Annotated in this window: 26 protein-coding genes and 1 tRNA gene; 15 read left to right on the top strand and 12 right to left on the bottom strand. The window is 65.7% G+C overall.

The genetic code is table 11. The features are described from left to right. Window positions 1-9: 9 nt before the first annotated feature. Window positions 10-1,917, bottom strand: coding sequence for a PAS-domain containing protein (locus tag KZZ07_RS03880; protein ID WP_219512386.1), 1,908 nt, complete (start codon window positions 1,915-1,917; stop codon window positions 10-12). A gap of 235 nt (window positions 1,918-2,152) precedes the next feature. Here KZZ07_RS03880 and KZZ07_RS03885 point away from each other — a divergent pair, with 235 nt between their 5' ends. From KZZ07_RS03885 to KZZ07_RS03935, 11 genes are all read left to right on the top strand, one after another. After that, window positions 2,153-4,117, top strand: a complete 1,965-nt coding sequence (locus tag KZZ07_RS03885) for an AMP-binding protein (protein ID WP_219512763.1) — start codon at window positions 2,153-2,155, stop codon at window positions 4,115-4,117. An 89-nt stretch (window positions 4,118-4,206) separates the two neighbouring features. Beyond that, window positions 4,207-4,584: a hypothetical protein gene (locus tag KZZ07_RS03890; protein WP_219512387.1), complete on the top strand. Its 378-nt coding sequence runs from the start codon at window positions 4,207-4,209 to the stop codon at window positions 4,582-4,584. Next, on the top strand, window positions 4,581-5,396 hold the full coding sequence (locus KZZ07_RS03895; RefSeq protein WP_219512388.1) for an ABC transporter ATP-binding protein: 816 nt from the start codon (window positions 4,581-4,583) through the stop codon (window positions 5,394-5,396). Before KZZ07_RS03890 ends, KZZ07_RS03895 begins: the two co-directional genes overlap by 4 nt. A gap of 83 nt (window positions 5,397-5,479) precedes the next feature. Beyond that, on the top strand, window positions 5,480-6,439 hold the full coding sequence (locus KZZ07_RS03900; protein WP_255564149.1) for a branched-chain amino acid ABC transporter permease: 960 nt from the start codon (window positions 5,480-5,482) through the stop codon (window positions 6,437-6,439). 81 nt (window positions 6,440-6,520) lie between these two features. Further along, the gene (locus KZZ07_RS03905) at window positions 6,521-6,769 is read left to right on the top strand and encodes a hypothetical protein (RefSeq protein ID WP_219512389.1); all 249 of its coding nucleotides are present in this window, start codon (window positions 6,521-6,523) and stop codon (window positions 6,767-6,769) included. Window position 6,770: 1 nt separating this feature from the next. Beyond that, entirely contained in the window at window positions 6,771-7,037 is a 267-nt protein-coding gene (locus KZZ07_RS03910) for a hypothetical protein (protein ID WP_219512390.1), read from the top strand. 3 nt (window positions 7,038-7,040) lie between these two features. Continuing rightward, a complete protein-coding gene (locus KZZ07_RS03915; protein WP_219512391.1) occupies window positions 7,041-7,526 on the top strand; it encodes a hypothetical protein in 486 nt (161 codons plus the stop codon). A 28-nt stretch (window positions 7,527-7,554) separates the two neighbouring features. Continuing rightward, entirely contained in the window at window positions 7,555-8,631 is a 1,077-nt protein-coding gene (locus KZZ07_RS03920) for a branched-chain amino acid ABC transporter permease (protein WP_219512392.1), read from the top strand. 96 nt (window positions 8,632-8,727) lie between these two features. Next, window positions 8,728-10,023, top strand: coding sequence for an ABC transporter substrate-binding protein (locus KZZ07_RS03925; protein ID WP_219512393.1), 1,296 nt, complete (start codon window positions 8,728-8,730; stop codon window positions 10,021-10,023). 113 nt (window positions 10,024-10,136) lie between these two features. Continuing rightward, the gene (locus KZZ07_RS03930) at window positions 10,137-10,961 is read left to right on the top strand and encodes an ABC transporter ATP-binding protein (RefSeq protein WP_219512394.1); all 825 of its coding nucleotides are present in this window, start codon (window positions 10,137-10,139) and stop codon (window positions 10,959-10,961) included. Window positions 10,962-11,011: 50 nt separating this feature from the next. Further along, on the top strand, window positions 11,012-11,425 hold the full coding sequence (locus KZZ07_RS03935; protein ID WP_219512395.1) for a cupin domain-containing protein: 414 nt from the start codon (window positions 11,012-11,014) through the stop codon (window positions 11,423-11,425). 60 nt (window positions 11,426-11,485) lie between these two features. Here the strand turns inward: KZZ07_RS03935 and KZZ07_RS03940 are convergent, their stop codons facing one another. Continuing rightward, a complete protein-coding gene (locus KZZ07_RS03940) occupies window positions 11,486-12,355 on the bottom strand; it encodes a hypothetical protein (RefSeq protein WP_219512396.1) in 870 nt (289 codons plus the stop codon). Window positions 12,356-12,561: 206 nt separating this feature from the next. Here KZZ07_RS03940 and KZZ07_RS03945 point away from each other — a divergent pair, with 206 nt between their 5' ends. Both KZZ07_RS03945 and KZZ07_RS03950 read left to right on the top strand, forming a co-directional pair. After that, entirely contained in the window at window positions 12,562-13,734 is a 1,173-nt protein-coding gene (locus KZZ07_RS03945) for a phenylacetate--CoA ligase family protein (RefSeq protein ID WP_219512398.1), read from the top strand. 217 nt (window positions 13,735-13,951) lie between these two features. Continuing rightward, a complete protein-coding gene (locus KZZ07_RS03950) occupies window positions 13,952-15,640 on the top strand; it encodes a peptidoglycan-binding protein (RefSeq protein WP_219512399.1) in 1,689 nt (562 codons plus the stop codon). A 95-nt stretch (window positions 15,641-15,735) separates the two neighbouring features. Here KZZ07_RS03950 and ykgO read toward each other — a convergent pair whose 3' ends face one another. Further along, window positions 15,736-15,861, bottom strand: coding sequence for a type B 50S ribosomal protein L36 (ykgO, locus tag KZZ07_RS03955; protein WP_007792261.1), 126 nt, complete (start codon window positions 15,859-15,861; stop codon window positions 15,736-15,738). A gap of 99 nt (window positions 15,862-15,960) precedes the next feature. Further along, a tRNA-Val gene (locus tag KZZ07_RS03960) sits at window positions 15,961-16,035 on the bottom strand. Window positions 16,036-16,185: 150 nt separating this feature from the next. On the opposite strand from KZZ07_RS03960, the gene KZZ07_RS03965 reads away from it, so the two are divergent. Next, a complete protein-coding gene (locus KZZ07_RS03965) occupies window positions 16,186-17,049 on the top strand; it encodes an N-formylglutamate amidohydrolase (protein WP_219512400.1) in 864 nt (287 codons plus the stop codon). Window positions 17,050-17,053: 4 nt separating this feature from the next. On the opposite strand, the gene lpxK is transcribed toward KZZ07_RS03965, so the two are convergent. The 7 genes from lpxK to rbfA form a co-directional block, all read right to left on the bottom strand. Further along, window positions 17,054-18,055 (bottom strand): tetraacyldisaccharide 4'-kinase, encoded by a 1,002-nt coding sequence (gene lpxK, locus KZZ07_RS03970; protein WP_219512401.1) that lies wholly within the window; start codon window positions 18,053-18,055, stop codon window positions 17,054-17,056. Beyond that, window positions 18,055-19,260: a 3-deoxy-D-manno-octulosonic acid transferase gene (locus tag KZZ07_RS03975; RefSeq protein ID WP_219512402.1), complete on the bottom strand. Its 1,206-nt coding sequence runs from the start codon at window positions 19,258-19,260 to the stop codon at window positions 18,055-18,057. The genes lpxK and KZZ07_RS03975 overlap by 1 nt, the downstream gene beginning before the upstream one ends. 4 nt (window positions 19,261-19,264) lie before the next feature. After that, window positions 19,265-19,504: a DUF4170 domain-containing protein gene (locus tag KZZ07_RS03980; RefSeq protein ID WP_219512403.1), complete on the bottom strand. Its 240-nt coding sequence runs from the start codon at window positions 19,502-19,504 to the stop codon at window positions 19,265-19,267. 158 nt (window positions 19,505-19,662) lie between these two features. Then, the gene (locus KZZ07_RS03985) at window positions 19,663-20,436 is read right to left on the bottom strand and encodes a 3'(2'),5'-bisphosphate nucleotidase CysQ (protein WP_219512404.1); all 774 of its coding nucleotides are present in this window, start codon (window positions 20,434-20,436) and stop codon (window positions 19,663-19,665) included. Continuing rightward, window positions 20,423-21,766 (bottom strand): TldD/PmbA family protein, encoded by a 1,344-nt coding sequence (locus KZZ07_RS03990; RefSeq protein WP_219512405.1) that lies wholly within the window; start codon window positions 21,764-21,766, stop codon window positions 20,423-20,425. The genes KZZ07_RS03985 and KZZ07_RS03990 overlap by 14 nt, the downstream gene beginning before the upstream one ends. A gap of 192 nt (window positions 21,767-21,958) precedes the next feature. Further along, complete coding sequence (locus tag KZZ07_RS03995) at window positions 21,959-22,708, bottom strand: phosphodiester glycosidase family protein (RefSeq protein WP_219512407.1); 750 nt, start codon at window positions 22,706-22,708, stop codon at window positions 21,959-21,961. 4 nt (window positions 22,709-22,712) lie between these two features. Next, window positions 22,713-23,108, bottom strand: a complete 396-nt coding sequence (gene rbfA, locus KZZ07_RS04000; RefSeq protein WP_219512408.1) for a 30S ribosome-binding factor RbfA — start codon at window positions 23,106-23,108, stop codon at window positions 22,713-22,715. Between the two features lie 114 nt (window positions 23,109-23,222). Between rbfA and dapB the strand changes: the two genes are divergently transcribed. Then, window positions 23,223-24,032 carry a 4-hydroxy-tetrahydrodipicolinate reductase gene (dapB, locus tag KZZ07_RS04005; RefSeq protein ID WP_219512409.1) on the top strand — a complete coding sequence of 270 codons (810 nt, stop codon included), beginning with the start codon at window positions 23,223-23,225 and terminating at the stop codon, window positions 24,030-24,032. A gap of 318 nt (window positions 24,033-24,350) precedes the next feature. Here the strand turns inward: dapB and KZZ07_RS04010 are convergent, their stop codons facing one another. Further along, the gene (locus KZZ07_RS04010; RefSeq protein WP_219512410.1) at window positions 24,351-24,548 is read right to left on the bottom strand and encodes a DUF1674 domain-containing protein; all 198 of its coding nucleotides are present in this window, start codon (window positions 24,546-24,548) and stop codon (window positions 24,351-24,353) included. Between the last annotated feature and the right edge of the window lie 62 nt (window positions 24,549-24,610).

Here is a 24,610-nt window from a genome sequence, read left to right on the forward strand (position 1 = left end):
GTTCGGGGGTTAGCCCATCTGCGCGGGCGCCGGAAGAGGCACCAGCCCCAGGAAACCGGCAAGGTCGGCTGCGGAGAAGGGTTTGGGTAACACAGGGCCAAGCCGGTGCGCGCGAACATGCAGCGGGTGGTCCGGCGGCAGTGAGGTCATGAAGCGGATGGGCAGATGCGGCAGACGGTCCGCCAGGGCCAGCCCGGGGCTGTCCCCCTCCAGCGAGATGTCCGACAGGACCAACGCAATGTCGGGCAGGCCCTCGGCCAGGGCGCAGGCCTCGTCTACCGAGGCGGCCTCGACCACGGAAAACCCCAGCGCGGTCAACATCTCGCGGATTGCCTCGCGCAGGTCCGGGCTGTCTTCGGCGAGCAGGGCAAGACCCGTGTCGGGCACGGGGGCCTGCGCCGCCCGGCGCAACGGCAGGCGCAGCGAGACGCGCGCGCCTTGCCCGGTGTTTGCCAGCCGCACAGAGCCGCCCGCCAGTTTGGTCATGTCATAGACCATCGCCAGGCCCAGCCCCGATCCCTCGCCACCCTTGGTGGTGAAAAAGGGTTCAAGCCCGTGGCGCAGCGCGGATTCGGAAAAGCCCGGCCCGCTGTCCTCGACCGACAGTTCCAGCCAGGTGTCCTGCACCTCTTGTGCGGACAGGGTGATGGTCCCCGCCTCGCCACAGGCATCGCGGGCGTTCAGCACCAGATTCAATAGCGCATCCTGCAACAGGCCGGGATCGGCCATGTAGGCGCCGCCGGTGTCGTCCTGCGTTCGCAGCTCCATGCCCTCGGGCAGCGAGGGCGTGGCAAGGGTGCGCAATTCGCCAAGGAAACCGGGCAGGGAAAGCGGGCGGGGCTGCCAGCCGCGCTGGCTGGTCATGTCTGCGATCCGGTCCAGCAACCGCCCGCCACGCCGTGCCGCCGAAAGAGTCGCGGAAATCAGCGGGTCCGCCTCTGGCCCAAGCTCCATCCGGGCCAGCCGCGACTGCATTCCCAGGATGATGGTCAGCAGGTTCGAGAAGTCATGCGCAAGCCCCGAGGTCAGCTGTGCCGCGATCTCGCGCCGGCGTGTCTGCTGCAATGCGGCGCGGGCCTGGGTTTCCTCGGTCACGTCCTGAGACAGGATGTAGACGCCCGGTTCCAGCGGGTCGGGGGTAAAGACGCCCCGGATCCGGCGCGAGGACATCTCGTCGTGGAATTCAAAAGTGCTTTGCCGCCCCTCCTGCGCCGCCTCTAGGTGTGGGCGCACCTTGGCATAGGCCTGCGGCCCCAGTGTTTCCGCGATATGCAGGCCCAGGATCGTGGCCGGGCGGCCGGGCATCACGTCGCCCAGCCGGTTGTTCGAAAAGGTATAGCGCCCGTCGGCATCGACGCGGGCGATGTGGGCGGGCATCATCTGGGTCGTGGCGCGGGTGCGGGCCTCGGTTTCGGCGAGTTGGCGGCGCGCCTCTTCGAGGGCCTTGTTTGTGGCGGCGAGACGGCGGTTTGTGGCGGCCAGTTCCTCGGACCGTTTCAGCACCTCCTCTGACAGGAGTTCCGAGCGCGTGCGCAACAACTGCTCTTGCGCGCGGGTCTGGGTGATGTCCGTGTAGACCGTGACCCAACCGCCCTGCGGCAGCGGCGCCCCCTCGACGCTGATGGTGCGTCCGTTGGCGCGGGTGCGCTCCATGTAATGCGGCTCGAAGGCGCGCGCGGTCTCGACACGGTCGTGGATGAATGTCTCGGGGTCGTCGACAGGGCCGTATTCGCCGCGTTCGACAAGGTGGCGGATGGTATCCTCGAACCGGGCGCCGGGCGTGGTCAGCGCATCGGGCAGGTCGAACATCTGCGCAAAGGGTGCGTTGCAGACCGCAAGCCGCAACTCGCTGTCGTAGATCGTCAGGGCCTGCTGAATCAGGTTCAGCCCGGCCTGCGTAAGCGCAAGGTTCTTCATGGCGCAAGCCTAGGGCGGCGGCGGCGGCGGCGCCAGAGGGCAGCGCATCGAACCGTACTGTCCGGCGGCCTGTAGGAATTCGTTACATTTGGGAAATCTTGCGGAAAAAGTTGACCCTGACCGTGGGACTTGCCCAAATGAAGGCCAGAATCGCGATCAACAGCGAGCGGCCCGGAAACCTGGGCGCCACGAGGGATGTCGGGGGACCGGCATGGGAGGAAAAGACTTGGCACATATGGCTGAGGGCGCGGAGGGACTGCGCTCTATCCCGGCACTGTTGCATCGCAATGCCACCGAGTTCGGCAATGCGCCCGCCTACCGCGAGAAGGAATACGGGATCTGGCAAAGCTGGACCTGGGCGGAGACGGAAAAGGAAATCGAGGCGTTGGCCCTGGGCCTGTTGAACCTCGGCGTCAACGAGGGCGATTACATCGCCATCATCGGGCACAACCGTCCCACGCTGTATTGGTCGATGGTCGCCGCGCAAAGCGTCGGGGCAATCCCGGTGCCGCTCTATCAGGACGCGGTTGCAGAAGAGATGGAATACGTGCTGGGTCATTGCGGCGCGCGCTTTGCCATCGTGGCGGACCAGGAGCAGGCCGACAAGGTGATCGAGGTGCAGGACGACCTGCACCAGTTCGAACACCTGATCTATGTCGATCCGCGCGGCATGCGGAAATACGACCACGCCCATCTGCATGAATACAGCCATGTGCAGGAACAGGGGCGCGCGGCACGCGATGAATTCCTGCCCGAGCTGAAACGCCGCCGCGAAAAGCTGACCTACGATGACACCTGCGTGATGCTCTATACCTCGGGCACCACCGGCAAGCCCAAGGGTGTGGTCCTGTCGAACCGCAACATCATCGAAGCGGCCAAGTCTTCGTCCCAGTTCGACCATTTGCGGCGCAGCGACAGCGTGCTGGCCTATCTGCCGATGGCTTGGGTGGGCGATTTCATCTTTTCCATCGGCCAGGCCTACTGGTGCGGCTTCTGCGTGAACTGCCCCGAGGCGCCGCAGACCATGTACGAAAACCTGCACGAGATCGGGCCGACCTATTTCTTTGCCCCGCCGCGCTATTTCGAAGAGCGTATCACCGCGATCACGATCCGGATGGAGGACGCGGGCCGGGTCAAGAAATGGCTGTACAACACCTTCATGGCCCATGCGCGCAAGGTTGGGCCAAAGATCCTGGACGGCAAGCCGGTGGGGATCATGGACCGGCTGAAATACGCCCTGGGACAGGTGCTGGTCTATGGCCCGGTGCGGAACCGTGCGGGTATGAACCGCGTGCGCGTGGCCTATACGGCGGGTGAGGCGATCGGGCCGGAGATCTTCGACTTCTGGCGCTCGCTGGGGATCAACCTCAAACAGCTTTACGGTCAGACAGAGGCCAGCGTCTTTATCACCGTGCAGCCCGATGGCGAGGTGCGCTCGGACACGGTGGGTGTGCCCGCGCCGGGGGTGGAAATCCGCATCGCCGAGAATGGCGAGGTCTTTTACCGGTCGCCCTGCGCCTTCGTGGAGTACTACAAGAACCCTGAAAGCACGCGCGACACCAAGGATGCCGAAGGTTGGGTGGCCACGGGCGATGCCGGGTTCATCGAGGAAGACACCGGCCACCTGCGCATCATCGACCGGGCCAAGGACGTGGGCCAGATGGCGGATGGGGCGCTGTTCGCGCCGAAATACGTCGAGAACAAGCTGAAGTTCTTTCCCAATATCCTGGAGGCGGTGGTCTTTGGCGCTGGCAAGGATCGCTGCACGGCCTTCATCAACATCGACCTGACGGCGGTGGGCAACTGGGCGGAACGCAACAACATCGCCTATGCCTCGTACCAGGAGCTGGCCGGGCATCCGCAAGTCATGGAGACGGTGCAGAAGCACGTCGAAGAGGTGAACGAGAGCGTGGCGCAGGACGACATGTTGTCGGGCTGCCAGGTGCACCGCTTCCTGATCCTGCACAAGGAGCTGGACGCCGACGACGGCGAGCTGACCCGGACCCGCAAGGTGCGCCGCAAGATCATCGGCGAGAAGTTCGAGGACCTGGTGACCGCTTTGTATGACGGGTCGGAGAGCGTCTACACCGAGACCGAAGTCACCTACGAGGACGGGCGCAAGGGCAAGATCAAGGCGACGCTGGAAATCCGCGACGCGAAGGTCTGGCCGGTCAAGCCCAAGGCGATGGCGGCGGAATGACGTGTGACCTGCGCCTATGCCGACACCCCACTTGCCATCCCGTGCGGGGTGTTCGCAGCTTGTTCACGTTGTCAGAGTCCAAAGAGAGGATGGCCTTGTTTTCCGTTGCATATGTGCTTGCCAGGTTTTGTCATTTTTGCGCGAGACTGTCCGAAGCGTTTGAGAGTTGGACCGGACGATTAGGGTTTCTGCGGTGTTTTTTGTTGTGGGTTCTCGTTTTTGCAGTTCTGGCATTGATTTCTCACGGTGCCGCTCTTGCCGTCTTCATTGGCGCTTACTTTGTGCTTGCCACGATAGATTGTTTTGCGTCGTTTTCAAAAGAGCCCCGCGTCTTTGCCTGGCAAACGCGCACGCCGAGCCATGAAGAAATTGCGTCTGGAGTGCGCCGCTATTTTCCACCCGTGTTGGCGTTTATGTTTGTGATCACAATGTTCAATACCATTCATGACTTGTGGGACTTCTCATGAAAGACACCGAAGGATACGTCACTGCGGACGGGCGCCAGATTGGCGGCGTTCTGATGGAGATGAAGAACATCACGCTGAAATTCGGCGGGGTAACGGCGATTTCCGATATTTCCTTTGACGTGCATGAGGGCGAGATCCGGGCGATCATCGGGCCGAACGGGGCGGGCAAGTCTTCGATGCTCAACATCATTTCCGGCTTCTACACGCCGACCGTGGGCGAGGTCTGGTACAAGGGCGCGAAACGGCCCCCGATGAAGCCCTACGAGGTGGCGCGGATGGGCGTGGCGCGGACCTTTCAGAACATCGCGCTGTTCGAAGGCATGACCGTGCTGGACAACATCATGACGGGCCGTCTGACGCATATGAATGCCTCGATCGCGGCGCAGGCGATCTGGTGGGGCAAGGCGCGCAACGAGGAGATGGAGAACCGCGAGATCGTCGAGAAGGTCATTGATTTTCTAGAGATCCAGGCGATCCGCAAGACGCCGGTGGGGCGGCTGCCCTACGGTCTGAAAAAGCGGGTCGAACTGGCGCGCGCGCTGGCCGCCGAACCGTCGATCCTTCTGCTGGACGAGCCGATGGCGGGCATGAACGTCGAAGAGAAAGAGGACATGAGCCGCTTTATCCTGGACGTGAACGACGAGTTCGGCACCACGATCTGCCTGATCGAACACGATATGGGGGTGGTCATGGACCTCTCCGACCGGGTCGTGGTGATGGACTACGGCAAGAAGATCGGTGACGGCACGCCGGACGAGGTGCGCGGCAACCAGGACGTGATCGACGCCTACCTGGGGGTTCCGCATGACTGATTTCATGGGGGCACAATCCATGCACAAACGAGGCACAGACCATGCGTATCGCACGCACGGCATGACGTGAGGGGACACCGGACATGGACCTTTTGAGAGACATCTTCATTAATCCCTTCGTGGAAATGGCCGCGATGCCGGACCTGTTCCTGCAGACCCTTTGGGAGGGGCTGGTTTCGGGCGTGCTTTATGCGCTGATCGCGCTGGGCTTCGTGCTGATCTTCCGGTCGAGCCGGATCTTCAACTTTGCCCAGGGCATCATGGTTGTCTTTGCGGCGCTGACGCTGGTGGGGCTTTACGCCTACGGCATCCCGGCCTGGATCGCGGTGCTCTTGACGCTGGGCGTGATGTTTGTGCTGGCGGTCAGCATCGAACGGGTGGTGCTGCGTCCGCTGGTGGGCCAGCCTGACATCATCCTCTTTATGGCAACCATCGGGGTCAGCCTGTTCCTGATCGGCCTGGGCGAGATCATCTTTGGCGGTGAAAACAAGCAGATGATCACCAGCGAGCTGGGCATTCCCACCGGGGAAACCCTGCTGGAACCCTGGGGCGGGCTGCTGATCCTGCCGCATCTCGACATCACGGTGGTCGTGGTCGGCGGGGTGCTGGTGGCGGCTTTGCTGGCCTTCCTGAACTATACCAAGATGGGCCGGGCCATCCGCGCGCTGGGCGACGACCATCAGGCGGCGCTGTCGGTGGGAATCTCGCTGCAGACGATCTGGGTGCTGGTCTGGTTCATCGCGGGGATCATCGCGCTGGTCACTGGCATCGCCTGGGGCGCGCGGGCCGGGGTGAGCTTTGCCCTTGAGGTGATCGCCTACAAGGCCCTGCCGGTCCTCATGCTGGGGGGACTGGAAAGCATCACCGGCGCCATCGTCGGCGGGTTGATGATCGGCATCCTGGAAAAGCTGTTCGACGGCTACTGGGGCTACCCGATCCTGGGCGGCAACACCGAGACCTGGTTTGCCTTCGTTCTGGCGCTGATCGTGCTGCTGTTCCGGCCGCAGGGCCTGTTCGGGGAACGCATCATCGAAAGGGTATAGGGCGGTCCGGGTCTGCCCGGATCGGAGAAGATCGGAGGAGGGGTGGCACTGGTCCCCCCGACGCCCGGAGGAGGGGCGGAGATGTCGAAGCTGATAGCAATTCTGAATGTGATCGCCTGGGCCGGGTTCTGGTCCTTCGGCTACCTGGCCCTGTCCGACGACCCGGAAGCGGGGGGGCGGATGACCATCGCCCTGCTGCTTGCGGCGGCGGGCGCGGCGGTGGGACTCTGGGCCTATTTCTGGCTGGTGCGCCATTCCGAGGCGACAGGCTATGCCAAACCGGCGGCAAGCCGAGCGCGCTACGAAGCGGACGACGGGCTGGAGGGCTGAGATGAGCACGCCTCGGGACAGACGGACGGCGTCGCGCCCCGTGCAGCGCCCCGATCCGGGGATTGCCGATCTGGCGCGCGGCGCCAACGGGCTGAGCGAAAGCGACGACATGGTCAGGATGACCAATGCCATGACCGGCATGGTCTCTGCCGGAATGCACGGCGCGCTGGCGGTGGGCCTGTCCGGCGCGGCGCTGACGCTGAACATGATGGCGCGTCTGGCCGGTCTGGGGACCCGCGGCGCGGACAACGACCGGGAGGATGGCTGAGCCATGAAGGAGGCCACGGCGGGCAAGGACGGATGGTTGACGGCGGGGGTGATCTCTGCCGGGACAACCGGCGTGGCCGCCGTGGTGCTGGGGCTCTTTCTTTTCGCGACGCTGGGCGGTGGGCCAGAGTTCCTGATCGGTCTTCTGGTCCTGGCCGTGACGGTTCCGGTGCCCTGGCTGTGCCTGTCGGTGTTGAGCCAGCTGCGTGCGGCCGAGCAGGACATCGCCGAGACCGCGCCGCCGAATTGGCAGGCCTGGGGCACGCTGCTGCTGGCCTCGCTGTTCTGGGGCGCTGTGAACTGGGCGGTGATCGCGCTGGTGCGGATGCAGCAGGCGGATCACCCCGGCGAGGACCTGAGCTGGATCCAGATCGGATCGGTGGCAGGTTTCCTGTTCGTGCCGCTGCCGACGCTGATCGCGCTGTGGAATTTCTGCCTGCGGGGACGGCCTGTGCGTCCCGGCGGCTATATCGGAGAAGTCGCGGGCTGAACCGCGACGAGACAAAGGGAGGACGGCGATGCTGTATCGCACCGCTGGGCAGTTCAAGACGAGTTACGAGGCCGACCAGGCGCTGTTCCCGGTCAAGCAGGATGCCTTTCTGCTGGGGTTCATCATGGTGCTGGCCTGGGTGATCTTTCCGCTGACGGCCAGCGAATTCACCTTTCAGACGCTGCTGATCCCGATCCTGATCTACTCACTGGCCGCGCTGGGGCTGAATATCCTCACGGGCTATGCCGGGCAGCTGTCGCTGGGCACGGCGGCCTTCATGGGGGTAGGGGCCTATGCCTGCTACAAGATGATCACCATCATGCCCTGGATGAACCCGATCATCGCGATCCTCTTGTCGGGTGTCTTCAGCGCGGGCGTCGGCGTGGCCTTCGGTATCCCCTCTCTTCGGATCAAGGGGTTCTACCTTGCCATCGCGACGCTGGCGGCCCAGTTCTTTCTGGTCTGGCTGTTCGAAAAATGGTCCTGGCTCTACAATGACAACGCCTCGGGTGCGATCCAGGTGCCGAACCTCGACATCTTCGGCCTGTATGTGTCCGGCCCGCAGGCGGATTCGATCGTACAATACTACCTGGTGCTGTTCATCGTCTGCCTGCTGACCTGGGTCTGCATCAACCTGACGCGCGGCAACCTTGGCCGGACGTGGAAGGCGACGCGCGACATGGACATCGCCGCCGAGCTGATCGGCATCAACCTGATGAAGTCCAAGCTGACGGCCTTTGCGATCTCGTCCTACGTCGTGGGCGTGGCAGGGGCCTTGTTCGTCTTCATGTGGCGCGGCGCGGCAGAGCCCAACCTCTTTGACATTCCGCTGTCGTTCCGCATCCTGTTCATCGCGATCATCGGCGGCCTGGGCTCGATCCTGGGCAACTACCTGGGCGCGATCCTGATCGTGGGGCTGCCGGTGGTTCTGAACCTGGTCCCCGAGGCGCTGGGCATCCCGGTCTCGTCCTCGATGGTGGAACACCTGAACTTCATGATCGTCGGCGGGTTGATCGTCTTCTTCCTGATCGTCGAGCCGCACGGGCTGGCCCAGCTGTGGCGGTTGCTGCGAGAGAAGCTGATCCTCTGGCCGTTCCCCTATTGAGACGGGTGCCACGCACCCATCCCCTGGCCGTTGAACACGGCCCAATAAGAAGACCAAGACTGAATACGTAATGAGACATTCCAAGGGAGGAAAGACATGAAACACTTTACCAGACTGGCCCTTGCGGGCGCGCTGGCGGCGGCAACCGCCGGGGCATCCATGGCGCAGGAGCTTTATGCTCCCAACCTTGCCTACCGGACCGGCCCCTTTGCCGCGACGGGTATCCCGCTGATGAACGGGCAGGCCGACTACATGACCCTGCTCAACGAACGCGATGGCGGCATCGGCGGTGCCAAGATCGACTTCGAAGAATGCGAGACCGGTTATTCCACCGAAAAGGGTGTGGAATGCTATGAAAAGACCAAGGGCAAGGCCATCGTGACCCAACCCTGGTCGACCGGTATCACCCTGCAGGTGCTGCCCAAGACCAACGTCGACGAGATCCCGATCCTGGCGCCGGGTTATGGTTTCAGCCCGATGATGGACGGCAAGACCTTCCAGTGGGCGTTCAACACGCCGGCCGGTTACTGGGATGCCGCCGACATGATCATCCAGTACCTGGAAAGCCAGGGCAGCCTGGACGGCAAGACCATCGCCTTCCTGCACCTTGACCACCCCTATGGCAAGGAGCCGATCCCGGTGCTGGAACAGCTGGCCGCAGACAAGGGTTTCGAGTTGAGCCCGATCCCGGTCGGCCTGAAGGAAATGCAGAACCAGTCGGCCCAGTGGCTGCAGATCCGCCGCATGCGTCCCGACTATGTCGTGATGTGGGGCTGGGGTGCAATGAACGCCGGCGCCATCACCGAAGCGGTGAAGACCAAATTCCCGATGGAGAATTTCCTGGGTGTCTGGTGGTCCGGTCATGATGCCGATCTCGCCATCGCGGGGGCGGACGCCAAGGGCTACAAGTCGATCAGCTGGTCCTTCCCGAACATGGATGCGCCGGTCATGAAGGACATCCAGTCGATGGTCATCGACAAGGGCATGTCCAAGACCGACGAGACCGAGATGAAAGGCGTGTTCTACTCGCGCGGTATCGTGATCTCGGCGATCCTGGCCGAGGGGATCCGCGCGGCTCAGGCCGAGTATGGCACCGCCGAGATCAACGCGGAACAGCTGCGCTGGGGTCTTGAGCACATCGACATGACCGAAGAACGCATTGCAGAACTGGGGCTGGACGGCATGGTGCCGCCCTTCAAGACCTCCTGTGCCAACCACACCGGCCATTCGGGCGGCTGGATGCTGGAATGGGACGGCGAGAAATTCGTCAAGGTCTCGGATCTGCTGACGCCGAACGTGGCAGGCTACCAGGCGCTGGCAGAGGAAAAGGCGAAGGAATACGCCGATGCCAACGCTCCCTGGCCGGTGAACGAAGGCTGTGACGCGATGTGATCGCGACAGGCCCCGGCGGAGCACCCGCCTCGCCGGGGCCGATTTTCGAGTATTTTCAGAGAGAAGAAGCAGCAGGGGCGGCACCGGGCCGACCCAAAGCGCGAGGTGAGACGATGCTGGATGCGGGACGGACGGACGAGGCCCTGCTCGAGGTCAACAACATCGAGGTGATCTACAACCACGTGATCCTCGTGCTGAAGGGCGTCAGCCTGACCGTGAACAAGGGCGGAATCACCGCGCTGCTGGGTGGCAACGGCGCCGGCAAGACCACGACACTCAAGGCGATTTCCAACCTTCTGCATTCCGAGCGCGGCGAGGTGACCAAAGGGTCGATCATATACAAAGGCGAGAAGGTGCAGGACCTGGAGCCCGCGGCACTGGTGAAACGCGGCGTGATCCAGGTGATGGAAGGGCGCCACTGTTTCGAGCACCTGACCGTCGAGGAAAACCTGATGACCGGCGCCTATACGCGCAAGGACGGCAAGGCGGCGGTCGAGGCCGACCTTGAGATGGTCTATTCCTATTTTCCGCGTCTCAAGGAGCGCCGCCGCAGCCAGGCGGGCTATACCTCGGGCGGGGAACAGCAGATGACGGCGATCGGGCGCGCGCTGATGTCGCGGCCGGAAACGATCCTGCTGGATGAACCCAGCATGGGGCTGGCGCCGCAGCTGGTGGAGCAGATCTTCGAGATCGTGAAATCGGTGAACGAGAATGAAGGTGTGAGTTTTCTGCTGGCCGAGCAGAACACCAACGTCGCGCTGAAATACGCGCATTCCGGTTACATTCTGGAGAATGGGCGCGTTGTGATGGATGGCCCTGCCGCCGAGTTGCGGGAAAATCCCGACGTCAAGGAATTCTACCTGGGGATGTCCGACGAAGGGCGGAAATCCTTCCGCGATGTGCGCTCTTACCGGCGTCGGAAACGGTGGCTGGCCTGAGCCAGGGCCATTGCGGCACCGAGAGTCGATCCATCCAGAGGAGTGATGCCATGATCCGTTCTGCCCCGACCTGTATTGCGCGTGCCGGCGCCGCCGCAATGGTCTCTGCGCTGCTGGGCGCGACGCCCGTGCAGGCCAGTGACCTGGTCGTGCATGAGGTGCTGTCGGAACAACCGCTGTCGGATGCGCCGGACATGAAGGTGGTCATCAGCCGCGTGACGATCAAACCGGACGGCATGATCGAGCGCCATGCCCATCCCGGCGACATGCATGCGGTCGTGCTGCGCGGGGGGCGCATCGAAGGACCGGATGGTGCGGAACAGGTGCTAGAGGAGGGGGCGGCGATCTTTGCGTCCGCCGGGGAGGCGCATGGCCCGGCGCGCAATCTGGGCGACGGCGATATCGAACTGATGGTGACCTATGTCGTCAACGTCCTGGAACCCTTTTCCTGGCCGGTCGAGTGACGCCATGACAAGGAACGGGGAACACCGGATCGCGCGGGACCGCGCCAGATGGCGGGGGGATTACCCCCGTCCCGGTGTCGCCGTGACGCCCTGTGTCCCGTTCTGGGCGGACCGATAGCCATGTTCCGCCCGCATGTCCTCGATCCGGGCCAGCGCCTCGGCGCGCGTGTTGCGGATGTTGGGACGGAAGTCCTGGCTTTCCGCGCGCAGGCGAATGTCTGCCTCCGTTTCGGAGCCCGGTGCATAGCGCACCGTCCCCAGAGAATGTTCCAGGTTCAGCTTCTTGCCCCGGTGCGCGTATTGCACCCAAGCGGCGGGCAGGATCTGCGTGCCCTCGTAGTTGATGAGAAAGAACCACTGGTCCTGCCCCATATCCGCGATGCGGCTTTCGATATGGTCATAGAAATCGTTGACATCGCGGAAATGGTTGAAGGTGAACCAGGAGAAATCGACCTCCATGATGCGCGACTCTTCGTCGAAGGCGATACGGTGAAAGAAGTCCTGCGGCGTGTAGTTCTGATCGTGCTGAACGTGGGCGCGCCGCTTCGAGGGCATCTGACCCAGCCGGATCAGGGCGTCGGCCCGATTGGTGAACAGGTTGGGGTCAAAGGCCTCTGTCCGCGCGGCGCGTTCGATCTGGGCGGCGGTTTCCGGCGAGGCGTCAAAGCGGACAGACCCCATGGAATGCGCCAGGTTCAGCGCCCGGCCGCGGCGCGCATAGGCGACCCAGGCCGAGCTGTCGATGCGCGTGCCGTTGAGGTTGATGAGGAAGAACCACAGTTCCTCGCCCGTCTCCGCGATGCGGGCCTCTATCTGGTCGTAGAACCGGTTGACCGTGGCCGAGCTGTCGAAGTCGAAGTCGGAGAAATCGACCTCCATGATCTGGCGGACGTCGTCGAACCGGATGCGGGCATCGATATCGTCGTGCATCTCGGGGCCTCCTCTCCCTTTGACTGGGCGGACCCTAGGGCCAGGGACGGCGGGGCACCTTGTTCCAGATCAATATGCCTGCCGGATCGACAGAGCCGGCGGGCGGAAGACAGGCGGGGCCGGCACGTCCGACCGGGACCGGGAATGACGGGGACGCGGGGCAGGGCCGCCTGCGCCCGTACGATGGACTTTCGAAGGAGAGCGTGATGAGCACCTATTTCGACGAGCTGGAGACGCGCAGCCGCGATGCGCGCGAAGCGGCACAGCTGGAGGCGCTGAACGGACAGCTGGCCAAACAGGGCATCGACCCTCTGGAAGACCTGGGCGGCCTCAGCGCCCTGCCGGTGCTGCGCAAGGCCGATCTGGTCGCGAAACAGGCCGCGGAACCGCCCTTTGGGGGGCTGCCCGTGTCGAACCTTGCGCATGTTTTCCAAAGCCCCGGGCCGATCTACGAGCCGGGCGGGATCAGCCATGACTGGTGGCGCATGGGCCGTTTCCTGAACGCCTGCGGAATCGGGCGGGGCGACATCGTGCAGAACTGTTTCGGTTATCACCTGACGCCAGCGGGGATGATTTTCGAATCCGGCGCGCGGGCAGTGGGGGCAGCGGTGCTGCCCGCCGGGACCGGCCAGACAGAGCTGCAGGCGCGGGCCGCCCGAGACATCGGCGTGACGGCCTACGCGGGCACGCCGGATTATCTCAAGATGATCCTGGAAAAGGCCGACGAGATGGGGCTGGACCTGGGCATCACGCGGGCGGCGGTCGGGGGCGGCGCGCTCTTTCCCTCGTTGCGACAGTATTATGCGGATCGCGGTATCCAGTGCCTGCAGTGCTACGCCACGGCGGACCTGGGGAACGTTGCTTATGAAAGCCCCGAGATGGAGGGCATGATTCTCGACGAACATGTGATCGTCGAACTTGTGACGCCGGGCACCGGCGACCCGGTCCCCGAGGGCGAGGTCGGCGAGATCGTGGTGACGACGCTGAACCCCGACTACCCGCTGATCCGCTTTGCCACCGGCGACCTGAGCGCCGTGCTGCCGGGCGAAAGCCCCTGCGGGCGGACCAACACGCGGATCAAGGGCTGGATGGGCCGGGCCGACCAGACCACCAAGATCAAGGGCATGTTCGTGCGCCCGGAACAGGTGGCGCAACTGGTGGCCAAACATGCCGAGATCGCGCGCGCACGCGTCGTGGCCAGCCGCGAGGGCGAGATGGACGTGATGACGGTCCGGATCGAGGCGGACGGCGGCGATGCCGCGGCCTACGAGGGGACGGTGGCCGAGGTGCTTAAGCTGAAGGGCAAGGTCGAACTGGTGGCGCCGGGGGCGCTGCCGCGCGACGGATTGGTGATCGAGGATCAGCGCAGCTACGACTGAGTGCGGGCGGGGCCCCCTTCGGGCCTCCTTCGAGGCCATCGGAATTATCGGAGCAGGGCCGCGCCGCGTCGGCCTGTTTCCGCAGGGCTGCGGCATGTCAGAAGCGGGACTGGGACGTTTTGGGCGAAAGGCCGCCCATTTTCCCCGGTCGTGACGCTTGTCCTGTGGCGGGCAGGCGGTAGGCTTGGCTGGAAACAGACGACCGGGAGGACCTCTCATGCGGATATTCGCCCTTGCCCTGGCGGGCGCGATTCTGGGCGCGACGGGCGCGCAGGCAACCGGCGACGCGCTGGTGATCGGCAACAGCCGCTACACCGCCGTCCAGACGCTGTTCGGTGCCCAACGCGTCACCGTGGCGGCCGACGCCCTGCGCGACAAGGGGTTCGACGTGTCGATGACGCAGGACGCGGATGCCGCCGGAATGCGCCGCGCCTTTGCCAAGTTCGCCGCGAAGCTGGACGATGACGGCGGGCCGGTGGTGATCCTGCTCTCGGGGGCTTTCGTACATGGGGTCGGGGGCAGCTACCTTGTTCCGGTCACAGGGTCCGGGCAGATCGACGAGGCCGAGGTGCTGGTCCAGGGCTTTCCGCTGGACGCGGCGCTGTCGATCCTGTCGGCCTACCAGGGCCGGGCCTTTCTGGTTCTGGGGGAGACACCGACCGATCCCGATCTGGGCCTGTTCCTGTCCGAGGGATTGGGCGAGCTGGATATCCCGCAGGGGGTGACGGTGATTCGCGGACCTGCGGTGGATGTCGCGCGCTATGCGGCGCGCGACATGGCCCGAACCGGACGGTTCGTGCTGCGCGCAGCGCTGGATTATGAGCTGGAGGTCGAGGGCTACGCCCCCCATACGCAGGTGATCGTGCGGGCCGAGGACGTGACTGGCCCCCCTGAGCCGTCAGAGCCGTCGCGCCCCGACCCTGCGGCCTTTACGCGGGCGGCGGATGACGCGGCCTGGCGGCTGGCACAAGAAGCCGATTCGCCTGATGGTTACCGCGCTTACCTGGACGGGTTTCCGGGCGGGACGCATGCCAATGCCGCGCGGCAGCGGCTGAATGCGCTGAATTCAGAGCCTTTCTACCAAGAGCGGCGGGCGGAAGACGCGTTGGAACTGACCCGAGAGCAGCGGCGCGGCATCCAGAGGGCACTGTCGATCCTGGGGTATGACACGCGCGGCATCGACGGGATCTTTGGCGATGGGACGCGGGGGGCGATCCGACGCTGGCAGGAGGAGTCCGGCTTGCGCGTGACCAGTTATCTCAGCCGTGACCAGATCGTGCGCCTGCAGGACCAATCGGCCCGGCGGGCGGCAGAACTGGAACGCGAAGCGGAACGGCAGCGGCTGGAGCGGGAACGCGAAGAGCGGGCCTTCTGGCGGCAGGTCGAACGGCGGGGCGAGGAAGCCGGGTTCCGCGATTACTTGAAGAAATATCCCGAAGGTCTGTTCGCCGATCAGGCCCGCCGCGTGCTGCAGGAAATCGACGATCGCCGCGCCGAACAAGCCGCCGGTCAGGACCGGCGCGACTGGGCCAAGGCGGCACAGACCAACACCACGGGCGCGTATCGGACCTATTTGAAGGACTGGCCCAACGGCGCCTTCCGTGCCGAGGCCCAGCAGCGAATCGCCCTGCTGGAGCATGACGCCTCAAAGGTGCGCGACGCGGTGGCCGCACGGCAGGAAGAACAGGCGATGAACCTGAACTTCGTGGCCCGCCAGCTGGCCGAACGGAGGCTGGAACAACTGGGTCTGAAGCCGGGCAAGGTGGATGGCCGATTCGACGAGAACACCCGGGCAGCCCTGCGCCGCTACCAGGATTCGCGCGGGCTGCGCGTTTCGGGCTATCTCGACGATCAGACGGTGGTGCGGCTTTTGGCAGATGGAATTATCGGGCTGGATCGGGATTGACCCGGTCTGGCGACTGGGTGGGGCGACCGCCCAAAGAAAAACCCCCGCGGCGGCTGCCGGCGGGGGTTATTCAGATCTGGCACAAAGCCGGGGTATCAGCCCTGGCGTGCCTTGAATCTGCGCTGCGTCTTGTTGATGACGTAGACGCGGCCCTTACGGCGCACAACGCGGCAGTCGCGGTGGCGCTTCTTGAGCGAGCGGAGCGAGTTTGCGACCTTCATGGTCTTCTCCTGTCGTCGCGGCGCGCGAGCGCCATTGGTTGCGGCCAATACCCGACTCACCGAGAGGCATGCCTCCCGGGGTGCCGGGCGATGAATTCATGGTGGGCGATACTGGGATTGAACCAGTGACCCCTTCGATGTCAACGAAGTGCTCTACCGCTGAGCTAACCGCCCTATATGACCCTTGCACATCCCCGTCCACTTCTTTCGAAGTGCCCGGTGATGCGCGCCGGTGGAGGGTCTATAAATGGCTTCTTTGCGGGGATCAAGGGCTTTTGGAGGGTGGAATTTTCGGTCTATTCTCCTCCCTGAAAAGGAGAGCGGATGCCTGAAACTTCGTACCACCTGCACATGCCCGAGACACCCGCGTCACGCGTGGTTTTCGCCTCTCCGCATTCGGGCCGGGACTATCCCGACAGCTTTCTGCGCACCACGATTCTGGACAATCACAGCATTCGGACCTCCGAAGATGCCTATGTTGACCGGCTTTTCGATTGTGCGCCGGAATTCGGGGCGCCTTTGCTGCGGGCCGGGGCACCACGGGCCTACATCGATCTGAACCGCGCAGCGGACGAGCTGGACCCGGCGCTGATCGAGGGGCTGCGCCGCGGCGGGCACAATCCGCGGGTGGCCAGCGGGCTGGGCGTCGTGCCCCGTGTGGTGGCGAATGGGCGGGCGATCTATCGCGGCAAGCTGACGCGGGCAGAGGCGGACAGGCGAATCGCCAGCATCTGGCAGCCCTACCACGACAAGCTGCACGCCTTGCTGCAGGCTGCGCGGGGGCGCTTTGGCGAGGCGGTGCTGATCGACTGCCATTCGATGCCGCACGAGGCGCTGGATGGTGCTGCCCGTCACGGCGGACGGCGGCCCGAGGTGGTGATTGGCGACCGCTTCGGCGCCTCGGCCCGTCCCGAGATCGTCGAGCGGGTCGAGGCGGCCTTTGCCGCCGCTGGTTTTGTCGTCGCGCGCAACGCGCCTTTTGCCGGGGCCTATACGACGCAGGCCTATGGCCGCCCGTCGCGTGGCCAGCATGCGGTGCAGGTGGAAATCGACCGGGCGCTTTACATGGATGAGGCCAGGATTCTGCCGAACGCGGATTTTGACTCTGTCCGGCGCCGGTTGCGCGATGTGGTGGCGGAACTGGCCACGCTGGGCAGCGAAGATCAGCAGCAACTGGCGGCGGAATAGTCTCTCAGCCCTGTCGGTCGAACAGCTGGTCCAGCGCGGCCTCCAGCGGCGCGGGATCGTGGATTTCAAGCCGGACAGGCAGGGTCAGCACCTCGCGCCGCAACTCCGGCGGCAGGCGCACCGCGTCCTTTTCGGTCGTCACCAGTTGTGCGCCCAGCAGCTGCGCCTCGCGTATCAGCCGGGTGACAAGGGCCTTGGTGAAGGGCTGGTGATCCTCCAGCGCCTCGGCACGGCGGATTTCGGCACCAAGCCCGCGCAGGGTGGCAAAGAACTTTTCCGGGTGACCGATGCCGGCAAAGGCGAGGGTCGGCAGGCCTTCCCAGTCCATGCCGGTCTGAAGGGGGGCAAGATGCCCGCTCAGATGCGGCAAGGAGATCCGCGTGCTCCAGGCCCCGGCAAAGCGTTTCTGCGCCGCGTCCGGTCCGATCGACAGCAGCAGGTCGCCCCGTGCCAGACCGGCCGCCAGCGGTTCGCGCAGCGGCCCGGCGGGCAGGCAGCGGGCATTGCCGAACCCGGCGACCGCGTCGACACAGATGACGGTCAGATCCTTGGCCACGTCCGGGTTCTGCAATCCGTCGTCCAGCACGATCACATCGGCGCCCGCCGCCTCGGCCTCGCGGGCGCCCGCCGCCCGATCACGCGAGACCCAGGTGGGGCAGAAGGCAGCAATCAGCAGCGGTTCGTCCCCGGTCAGGTCGGCGGTGTGGCGGCTGGGATCGACCTGCTCCGGGCCGGTCAGGCGCCCGCCGTACCCGCGCGAGACGACATGCGGGACCAGGCCGCGCCCGATCAGGCGCTGGACCAGGGCGATGACGGTCGGCGTCTTGCCGGTGCCGCCCGCGTTGACGTTGCCGACACAGATCACGGGAATGCCGGGGCGTACCTTTGGCGGGTGGGCCACGCGGCGGGCCGTGGCCCGTGCCGTCAGTGCCGCCAGTGGTGCCAGCAGGCGGGCCTGCCAGGCGGGCCTGTCGGGCGGGGTTTGCCAGAAACCGGGCGGGCGCATCAGGTCTTGGCCCTCTCGTCCAGCGTGTCGCAGATCTCGGACAGCACCCGGTCGACCAGCCGCGCACTGGACGAGATCACGTCCCAGCCCGCATGGGCCATGGCCGCCGCCTGGTCCGGAGCCACGAGATGAGACACTGCGGTCCCCAGCGAATCGCCATCGCGCACGATGCGCGCGGCCCCGGCGCTGACCAGCCGCGAGTAGGCGCCCAGGTGCGCCCCCACGTTGGGGCCATAGAGCACCGCCGCGCCAAGCGCAGCCGCCTCGAAGGGGTCCTCTCCGACACCGCCCGTGGTCAGGGACCCCCCCAGGAAGGCCAGCGGCGCCAGCCGATACCACAGGCCAAGCTCATCCGGCCCCCCTGCCAGCAGGACCTGGGTGTTCTCGTCCGGCATGTCGCCGTTTTCCCAGTCGCAGACCCGCATCTGGTCGCGGCGCAGCATGGCGGCGATCCTGTCCGCGTCGGCAGGATCCGCCGGGGCCAGGATCAACAACAACCGATGGGCCAGGCGGCTGGCCTGACGATGCGCCATCAGCACATCGCGCGCCTCGTCCGGGCGGACGCGTGCGGCCAGCCAGATGGGGCGCCCGGCAAGCAGGCTGGCAATTTCCTCGTGCAGCCCGTCGGAACAGTCCAACGGTGCCTCGGTGTCCAGAAAGGGCGTGGCGTCATGCACGCGGCTGCTTTCGAGGCCCAGGCGGCGCAGGCGGCGGCTGGCCTCCTGGCCGGTGGTGTAGAGGCTGTCGAACAGCGCCAGAACCGCCGGAGAGGGATCGGGCAGCCAGCGCGGCGCTTCTGCTGGAAAGGGCGCATCGGCAAGGTCCAGCGCGATCATGTGGCTGCCGCTTTCCGCAAGGGCCGACAGCAGGCCGGGGCGCAATGCCTGCCCGGTCCAGAGTGTCACGTCCGGGCGCAATTGGCGCAGGCGGCGCAGGTCGTCACCTGCCATGTCGCGGGGCATGGGCACGGTCGTCAGGCCGGGACGCGACGGGATCCGGCCGCTGAGCCAAACGGTGATTTCCGGACGCTGCGCCGTCAGCCGTGCGGCAAGGCTGGCCAGGGCACGCCCGGTTTCGCGGTCTTCGGCAAAACCCCAGACCAGCGGGCCGGAGGGGCGCGCAGGCCAATTCGGGGCCTCGCCCGAGGCAGAGGCGCTGCGCGCATAGGCCAGGTAGGCCGAGAGGCTCAGCGCGCGGCGCGTCATGGGATCAGCCCAGTTCCTCGGTCGAGGAGGCCTCTTGTGCCTCTTCGCGCAGGCGATGCAGATGGGCGATGAAATAGCGCATGTGGGCATTGTCCACGGTGCGCTGTGCCTCGGCCTTCCAGGCGTTGTAGGCTTCTTCGTAGTTGGGAAAGATGCCGACGATGTGCAGGTCGTTCACGTCCTTGAAGACGGTTGTCGACGGATCGACGAGTTCGCCGCCGAAAACGAGGTGAAGGCGTTGCATGAGGCGCGCTCCCTTTGGGTTGCGGGGTCAGCGCGACCCTAGCGAACGCGCACCGGGGGTCAAGACGCGGTGTCGGGGCGCGCCCCCGTGACCGGTCGCGTGCCGGTCGATGCCCCCACCTTGGGCGGTTTGCAGCCGGGTATGGGCGTGCAATGGGCCTACAGCCTGCGTTGCAGCAGGGCCGCATGCAGGTCGGGGTTCGCGGCGATCATGCCTTCGGCTTTGGGTTCCTTCGCGTTGAACCGCAGGGGGGCGCCCTTGCCGTCGGTGATACGTGCCCCGGCCTCGGACAGGATCAGGGCGCCGGGGGCGATGTCCCATTCCCAGGTCGGGCGAAAAGTGAACATCGCGTCGTAGCGCCCCTCTGCCACCAGGCTTTGCCGGTAGGCCAGCGAGGGGCGGTAGCTGCGCTTGAGCTGTGGCAGGCCGCCGGGCCAGTGCCCGGCGTCCAGGCTCGGCCGGGTGGCCAGCACCTGCGCCTCGTCCGGGCGGGCCGTGGTGCTGGCGGTTATGTGATCGCCGTTCAGATGTGCGCCGCCGCCAAGGCTGGCGGAATAGAGCTTGCCCATCATCGGCAGGTAGACAACCGAGGCGATGGCCAGCCCATCCTCGACCACCGCAAGCGCGTGGGCCCAGGTATTCTCCCCCTCGATGAAAGAGCGCGTGCCGTCGATCGGGTCGATGATGAAGACGCGTTTCGTGCCCAACCGGTCGGTGCCATCCGGGGTTTCCTCGCTCAGCCAGCCGTAGTCGGGCCGCGCCTCCTGCAGGAATTGCGTCAGCAGCGTGTTCACCGCCAGGTCGGCCTGGGTGACGGGACTGTCGTCGACGGCCTTGTACTGCACGCCAAGATCGCCACCGACAAAGGCGGTGGCCACCTCGGCAGAGCGGCGGGCCGCTTCGATCAGAAGGTCGAGGTCATTCGCCGGCAAGGGTCAGTCCTTCGACCAGCAGGGAGGGCACCACACGGCTGAGATAGGCGCGGGCGTCGTTGGCGGGCACGATGGTCCGCAGCATGTCCCGCAGGTTGCCCGCGATGGTGACGCCGGACACCGGGTAGGCGGGTTCGCCGTTCTCTATCCAGATACCGGCGGCGCCGCGTGAATAATCGCCTGTATTGGGGTTGATGGTGGACCCGATCATCGAGGTCACCAGCAGGCCGGTGCCCATCTCGCGCATCAGGTCCTCGCGGCTTTGCGTGCCCTGCGTCAGGGTCAGGTTCCACGACGCGGGCGAAACAGAGGCCCCGCCACGCGCGGCATTGGCGGTGCTGTCCATGCCCAGCTTGCGCGCATTGGCCAGGTCCAGCGTCCAGCCGGTCAGCATGCCCTTGTCTATCACCGCGCGTTTGCGGGTCAGCAGGCCTTCGGCGTCGAAGGGGCGCGAGGCGCTGGCGCGGGGGCGGTGGGGATCTTCGATCAGGCTGAGGTGCGCGGGCAGGATCTGTTCGCCCAGGGCCTCGCGCAGCCAGGACTGGCCGCGCGCCACTTGCGCGCCGTTCGCGGCGGCGACCATGTGGCCGATCAGCGACGCGGCGACCCGTTCGTCGAAGAGGACGGGGTAGGCGCCGGTCTTGGGCTTGCGCGGGTTCAGCCGCTCCAAGGCGCGGGCGGCGGCAGTGTCGCCAATGTCCTGCGCGCTGCGCAGGTCGGATTGAAAGGTGCGGCTGTCGCCGTCGCTGTCCCGCTCCATCCCCAGGCCCTCGCCCGCGATGGCCACACAGTAGAGCGCGCGCGATGTCCGCTTGTAGCTGCCGGCAAACCCGTTGGTCGCCGCAAAGGCGATGGTCTGTGCGGTATATTGCGCGGCGGCGCTGTCGATGCGGGTGATGCCCTCATGCGCCAGCGCGGCGGCTTCGGCCTGCCGCGCGTCTTCTTCCAGGGCTGCGGGTGCCGGCTCCGGCGCGGGATCGGCCAGTTCCAGCGGAGCAACGTCCCAGTCCGTGGCAATCTGGTCGGAATCGGCGAGGCCGGCATAGGGATCTTCGGGCGCCTCGCGCGCCATTGCCACGGCGCGTGTGGCCATTTCGGCCAGCGCCTCGGGCCGGATGTCCGATCCCGAGATCGAGGCGCTGCGCTGACCCAGGAAAACCCGCAGGCTGAGATCGCGGTACTCGGCCCGTTCGGCCTGTTCCAGGACGCCGCCACGCACGTCGATGGACTGCGCCGCGCCATTGACCGCCAGGGCATCCGCCGCATCGGCACCTGCCTTGCGGGCGGCGTCAAGCAGGGCGGTGGCAAGCGATTGGCAGGTGTCGGTCATGGGGGCCTCTGGATTATTGTCCCTCCGAGGTAAGCCGGACCGGGAAGAGAGGCAAGACCAAGGCCGTTTCCTTGTGTCCGGTTTGGGGTGTGGCCCGTTCCGGGCGTCACGATCAGTGGGTGGCCCTACGGATCGCGGCCGCGGTGGGTATCCTTCGCGCCGAACTGACTGGCTGAAAGCCCGCCGACCCGGCTATTGTGCGGGCTCGGTGACGGCCACGATCGGCCCCATGCGGCGTCCAAGGTCCGCACGGTTCATCTGTGGCGCGTAAAGGCGCGAGACATTGCCGTCCAGGAACAGCGCGTTGGGCAGTTTCAGTACGTCCCGGAACAGGCGGGCGAACTCGTGGAAGGTGACCGTGTTCTGCGAAATCGCAAAGACCGCGCGGTCGCCGTTGGCCGAGGTGCCCACGCCATTGCGGATGTAGCGCGAATAGCTGTCCGGCAGGAAACGCGGGTGAAGGGCCCCCTCGATCACCAGCATCGGCCCGGACTGTGTGGCATGGCGACAGCGCGGGCGGCGGGCCAGGAAATCGCGGGTTTCGATCACCCGGGCCCACCCCTCTCCGATGCAGAAGATGCCGTTCGGCAGAAGGCCGAAATTGCCCTGCGACGGGCCAGAGATCACGCGCATCTCTTCGCGACCGTCTTCGAGGTAATAGCCGACCGGGGAGCGGTCTTCGTGGTACATGCCGGCGTTCATGGCAAAGACCAGGTCTTTGCCCTTGCTGGCCAGGTCTGCCTTGAGCGGGCCGAAATGCCCGTAGGCATTGCCATTCTCGTCAGTGCGGAACAGACGCAGGTCTTCGTGCGCCGGATCGACCTCGCAGATGACGTAGGCGTTGCCCTCGTGGTCGATGTCGCGGCATGTCACCGCGCGGGCTGCCGGGGCAATGGCCAGCGTGGCGGTCAGCAGGGCGAGGCAGGCGACAATCCGGCGCATGAGGTCAATCGTCGAGATCGCGCCGCACGGCGTCGTCGGAAAAGAGGCGCCGGGTATCGTCGAGATGGTCGAAGGTCTCGTCGAGACGAAAGCGCAACTCTGGCGCGAATTTCAGGGTCAGGCCGCGCGACACCGCGCGGCGGAGTTCCCCTTTGTTGCGTTCCAGAAGCTCGAACATGTCGGCCTGGTGTTCGCCGCCCAGAGGCACAACATAGGCGGTCGCCACCTTGAGGTCGGGTGACACCCGCACCTCGCCCACGGTGATCGAGAGCCGGTTGAGATCGGGATCGTGGATATCCCCGCGCTGCAGCACCTCGGACAGGGTGCGGCGGATCAGCTCGGCAACCCGGAGCTGGCGTTGGCTGGGCCCGGGGCCGTCGTGGAATCTGTTTCGTGCCATGGGTCCAGACTTAAGCTTGCTGTTGTCGTTTGCCAAGCGCCCCGCTCGGGGGCGTGCATTTGCCGGACAGGAGCGGTAACAGGGGCGGAACAGTTGCGTCAAGGAGCGGGGACAATGGAGGATTACGGCGTTGTGGTGACCGGCGTTTCGGGCCGGATGGGCCAGATGCTGGCGCAGCAGGTGACAGCGCATGAGCGGCTGCACCTGTGCGGGGCCCTGGAACGGCCCGGACATCCCTGGATCGGGCAGGACCTCGGCCTGGCCTCGGGTGGGGCGGCGCTGGGGGTCATGGTGACGGATGATCCGCTGGAAGCCTTTGCCCGTGCCCATGCGGTGATCGATTTCACCTCGCCGGCGGCGACCGTGACCTTCGCGGAACTGGCCGCCCAGGCGCGGCTGGTGCATGTCATCGGGACAACGGGATTGGCCGACAGCGATCTTGAGAAGATCGCGCTGGCGGCGCGGCACGCGGTGGTGGTCCGCGCAGGCAACATGAGCCTCGGCGTGAACCTGCTGACGACGGTAACACGGCAGGTGGCGGCGGCGTTGGACACGGACTGGGATATCGAGATCGTCGAATCACATCACAACCAGAAGGTGGACGCGCCATCGGGCACGGCGCTGATGCTGGGCGAGGCGGCGGCCGAGGGCCGCGGCGTCGCGCTGTCCGACGTGTCGGACCGAGGCCGCGACGGCATCACCGGCGCGCGCAAGAAAGGCGATATCGGGTTCCATGCCATCCGGGGCGGCGACATCGTGGGCGAACACGAGGTGATCTTTGCCGCCGCCGGGGAGCGGATCGTGCTGAAACATATCGCGTCCGACCGGGCGCTGTTCGCGCGTGGCGCGCTGAAGGCAGCCCTTTGGGGGCAGGGCAAGGGGCCGGGTGAATACGACATGCTGGACGTGCTGGGCCTGAAATAGCCCCGCGCCCGCGCGCCGCCCGGAGCGACGCCCCACCCGCCCGCCCGCGCGCTCCGTTCGGCACGCGGGCGCGGGGATGTGCGGGATGTTTTTGAGGCAGGGGGCGCTTCGGGCTCACCAAGGCAAAGCCCCGGGTCCGCTGTCGCTTGATCTGCGCCTGACAGGGCCGTGTCATCGGCTCAAGCGAAATAGCCGCCTCCCCGCAAGCGGGGCCCCTCGGCGATTTCCCTTGATCCGCTGCCCCATCCCTGTCCGTCTTGCACTCAAGCGACGGCGGCTCCGAGGCAAATTCCAGCGGGTCCCCGGGGAAGGCAGGGGTCAGAAGTCGATGGCGAGGCCCTTTTTCTCCCAGTCGCCGTAGCGCACGGGTTCGGGGCCATCGCGACCGCCCAGTTCGGGGGGCAGCGCCTGCGCTGCGGCCTCGGCTTTGGCGCGGCGTTCGGCGGCCTCGGCCAGCGCGCGCTGTGCGGCGGGGGGGAGATCGGGCCTGTCGATCTTGGGATCGGTCTCGGACATGGGCTTTCCTCGTCTGGTGCCGCTTGATATACGCCCGCCGGTCTGTCGGGCAACCCCGCCCC

Source organism: Mameliella sp. CS4 (assembly GCF_019392335.1).
In the GTDB taxonomy this organism is placed as follows: domain Bacteria; phylum Pseudomonadota; class Alphaproteobacteria; order Rhodobacterales; family Rhodobacteraceae; genus Antarctobacter.

Excerpts from the sequence above, each read along its gene's own strand:
- KZZ07_RS03880 (WP_219512386.1), bottom strand. The coding sequence starts at position 1,917 with ATGAAGAACCTTGCGCTTACGCAGGCCGGGCTGAACCTGATTCAGCAG.
- KZZ07_RS03885 (WP_219512763.1), top strand. The coding sequence starts at position 2,153 with ATGGCTGAGGGCGCGGAGGGACTGCGCTCTATCCCGGCACTGTTGCAT.
- KZZ07_RS03890 (WP_219512387.1), top strand. The coding sequence starts at position 4,207 with ATGGCCTTGTTTTCCGTTGCATATGTGCTTGCCAGGTTTTGTCATTTT.
- KZZ07_RS03895 (WP_219512388.1), top strand. The coding sequence starts at position 4,581 with ATGAAAGACACCGAAGGATACGTCACTGCGGACGGGCGCCAGATTGGC.
- KZZ07_RS03900 (WP_255564149.1), top strand. The coding sequence starts at position 5,480 with ATGGACCTTTTGAGAGACATCTTCATTAATCCCTTCGTGGAAATGGCC.
- KZZ07_RS03905 (WP_219512389.1), top strand. The coding sequence starts at position 6,521 with ATGTCGAAGCTGATAGCAATTCTGAATGTGATCGCCTGGGCCGGGTTC.
- KZZ07_RS03910 (WP_219512390.1), top strand. The coding sequence starts at position 6,771 with ATGAGCACGCCTCGGGACAGACGGACGGCGTCGCGCCCCGTGCAGCGC.
- KZZ07_RS03915 (WP_219512391.1), top strand. The coding sequence starts at position 7,041 with ATGAAGGAGGCCACGGCGGGCAAGGACGGATGGTTGACGGCGGGGGTG.
- KZZ07_RS03920 (WP_219512392.1), top strand. The coding sequence starts at position 7,555 with ATGCTGTATCGCACCGCTGGGCAGTTCAAGACGAGTTACGAGGCCGAC.
- KZZ07_RS03925 (WP_219512393.1), top strand. The coding sequence starts at position 8,728 with ATGAAACACTTTACCAGACTGGCCCTTGCGGGCGCGCTGGCGGCGGCA.
- KZZ07_RS03930 (WP_219512394.1), top strand. The coding sequence starts at position 10,137 with ATGCTGGATGCGGGACGGACGGACGAGGCCCTGCTCGAGGTCAACAAC.
- KZZ07_RS03935 (WP_219512395.1), top strand. The coding sequence starts at position 11,012 with ATGATCCGTTCTGCCCCGACCTGTATTGCGCGTGCCGGCGCCGCCGCA.
- KZZ07_RS03940 (WP_219512396.1), bottom strand. The coding sequence starts at position 12,355 with ATGCACGACGATATCGATGCCCGCATCCGGTTCGACGACGTCCGCCAG.
- KZZ07_RS03945 (WP_219512398.1), top strand. The coding sequence starts at position 12,562 with ATGAGCACCTATTTCGACGAGCTGGAGACGCGCAGCCGCGATGCGCGC.
- KZZ07_RS03950 (WP_219512399.1), top strand. The coding sequence starts at position 13,952 with ATGCGGATATTCGCCCTTGCCCTGGCGGGCGCGATTCTGGGCGCGACG.
- ykgO (WP_007792261.1), bottom strand. The coding sequence starts at position 15,861 with ATGAAGGTCGCAAACTCGCTCCGCTCGCTCAAGAAGCGCCACCGCGAC.
- KZZ07_RS03965 (WP_219512400.1), top strand. The coding sequence starts at position 16,186 with ATGCCTGAAACTTCGTACCACCTGCACATGCCCGAGACACCCGCGTCA.
- lpxK (WP_219512401.1), bottom strand. The coding sequence starts at position 18,055 with ATGCGCCCGCCCGGTTTCTGGCAAACCCCGCCCGACAGGCCCGCCTGG.
- KZZ07_RS03975 (WP_219512402.1), bottom strand. The coding sequence starts at position 19,260 with ATGACGCGCCGCGCGCTGAGCCTCTCGGCCTACCTGGCCTATGCGCGC.
- KZZ07_RS03980 (WP_219512403.1), bottom strand. The coding sequence starts at position 19,504 with ATGCAACGCCTTCACCTCGTTTTCGGCGGCGAACTCGTCGATCCGTCG.
- KZZ07_RS03990 (WP_219512405.1), bottom strand. The coding sequence starts at position 21,766 with ATGACCGACACCTGCCAATCGCTTGCCACCGCCCTGCTTGACGCCGCC.
- KZZ07_RS03995 (WP_219512407.1), bottom strand. The coding sequence starts at position 22,708 with ATGCGCCGGATTGTCGCCTGCCTCGCCCTGCTGACCGCCACGCTGGCC.
- rbfA (WP_219512408.1), bottom strand. The coding sequence starts at position 23,108 with ATGGCACGAAACAGATTCCACGACGGCCCCGGGCCCAGCCAACGCCAG.
- dapB (WP_219512409.1), top strand. The coding sequence starts at position 23,223 with ATGGAGGATTACGGCGTTGTGGTGACCGGCGTTTCGGGCCGGATGGGC.
- KZZ07_RS04010 (WP_219512410.1), bottom strand. The coding sequence starts at position 24,548 with ATGTCCGAGACCGATCCCAAGATCGACAGGCCCGATCTCCCCCCCGCC.